1 protein-coding gene and 1 pseudogene are annotated in these 2,174 nt (G+C 27.4%); both read right to left on the bottom strand.

Going from position 1 to position 2,174, the window contains the following annotated elements; translation table 11 throughout:
* Positions 1-52 precede the first annotated feature (52 nt).
* The gene (locus LPC13_RS16585) at positions 53-520 is read right to left on the bottom strand and encodes a hypothetical protein (RefSeq protein ID WP_005215292.1); all 468 of its coding nucleotides are present in this window, start codon (positions 518-520) and stop codon (positions 53-55) included.
* A gap of 104 nt (positions 521-624) precedes the next feature.
* Positions 625-1,680 (bottom strand): annotated as a pseudogene (locus LPC13_RS16580) (IS1595-like element ISCldi2 family transposase).
* Positions 1,681-2,174 lie beyond the last annotated feature (494 nt).

The following is a 2,174-nucleotide window of genomic DNA, read 5'->3' as shown; positions in this document are numbered from 1 at the left end:
ATATTACTGGAAATCAAAATTTCCAGTAATATTTGATTTATAAGAAACTATATTACACAAAATTATCTACAGTCTCTTTTATACTATAAGTACCTTGATTATTTTCAATTGTAATTTCATTAGTTGCAATAATCTTAGATGTTTCTTTATCTTCTATTTGCAATTCAACTTTAAATTCTATAACTGTTACCTCAACCCAAGAAACTTCTTTAAATAAACCAAGTTCAACTGGTTCACCTGAATTAATTATTTCCTTTTGAGGACCCTTCTCTGGAACAATAAACCCTTCAACATCATCATCACTTTTCAGTATCCAATGATATTGGATTTCCTTATCATATTCTCCTATAGCTTTAGGTTTTAATGTTATTGGCATTCCCTTATAAGAGTTAGCATCATTAGTAGCAATTATTTCAACACTTAAACTATCTTTGTGTGTATTATCTTCTGTTTTTATTTGACAACCTACTAACCCAATTAGCAATATAGTTAAAATTATTGACCATATAACTTTCTTCATAAAAGCCTCCGTATTTCATTTAATAAACAATATAATACATTTGTTCAGCAATCATTACATTTATTGTACACTAAAAATAGTAAAATTAAAACAAATTTTATCTTTTATACATATATTGGTCTTCTAATCTTAAAATCCTTTATTAAAGATATAGAATGTGTTGAATTAGCATGAATAAAGAACTTTTTAGGTTTATTCCTTTCCATTTCTGTTTTAAATAATTGGGTCCATTTATACCAAAATAGGTAGTTTGTTAGGAACTTGGTTGAAACACCATTAAATTTCTTTATCCATCTTTTTAGGCTACTATGAAAGGCATTAACTCTTTGAATATTATAAATATCCACAGCTTTTCTTCCACCTCTAATTTGATGTAACTCAAAATTATGTTGAGTAGCAAAGGGGATATAACTCCTATGTTTATCTGTACATAATATAGAATTCTCCTCAACAACTTCTGATAAAGCTCTGTCTATATCGCTATATTTAGGTCTACCATTGCATATTAATCCTGTATAGATATTACCTAATCTATCCACACCACATAAAACACAGGCAAATTCCTTTGATATACCTCTTGTATTTATTTCTTTGCCACGTTTTCTTGGCTCCCTTGGCATAGTAAAATTAGAACTTTTACTATGATTACCTTTATAGCTAAGGGCAAAGTAAGTCTCATCAAGTTCAATAACACCTTCAAGCGAACCATAGCCAATAAACTTTCTAATTGCGTCTATGATTTTATGTCTCCAGAAAAAAGCTGTTGCAATATTAATTTCAACGATTTCAGCACACTGCCTAATAGTGTTGCCGTTTACCATACATTGGGCATATAGTAACCATTTATCTAATCCCTTTTTACTACTTGAAACTGGTGATTTATAAAAGTCATTGAAAGTTTTTTTACACTCTGGATTTTGGCATTTATACCTTTGTTTAACTCCATTTTTACCATGATATTTTCCATACTTAGATATTTTGTCATGATTACAAAAAGGACAGCACTTCCCCTTATTAAATCTATTTTCAGCGATTTCTTTATCTATAGAGTTAGTAATTCCATTTTACATCAATACAGTCTTCAAAAATTCAAATACCTTACCTTGCTCATGTGTATTTAATTGTGAAACTTGTTTAATAACATTATTAACTCTTGGCATAAAAAAACCTCCTAAATAGTAGTTATATAATATATTATAACCATATTTATAGAGGTTAATCAAATTTCAACAGTTTATTAAAACAAAGCCTTATAAAAATGAAAAATAATAAGAGCCACTAATAAGAGATTTAATCTTACTAGCGGCTCTTTATTTCAATAATAGCCTAAATAATATTACATTAATATGGTTTTTCTTGCAGAGTCTGTATAGTGTTTTTATTAAAAAATAAAGAATTAAGTAGCAATTATAAAAGAATATGTAGAATATATATCTTTTACAATGCTTCTATTTCAGCAATATTCATAGGTCTACTATAAAAATAACCTTGAGTATATAAACTAGTATTATTAATATTATTAATTAAATTATGTTGATATATATTTTCAATCCCTTCAATTATAAGAGTTTTATTGCTTTGGTCTTATGTCAATATTTTGGACACAAAAAGTCAAACTTTTTTATGCTGCACTTCTAGCTAATAATTCACATTG

Source organism: Clostridium celatum, assembly GCF_021412605.1.
In the GTDB taxonomy this organism is placed as follows: Bacteria; Bacillota; Clostridia; order Clostridiales; family Clostridiaceae; genus Clostridium; species Clostridium celatum.
The sequence above is the reverse complement of the archived record's forward strand: the minus strand, read 5'-3'. Positions and strand labels throughout refer to the sequence as shown.

Bases quoted from the DNA above. Each gene is read 5' to 3' on its own strand.
- LPC13_RS16585 (WP_005215292.1), bottom strand. From the start codon at position 520: ATGAAGAAAGTTATATGGTCAATAATTTTAACTATATTGCTAATTGGG.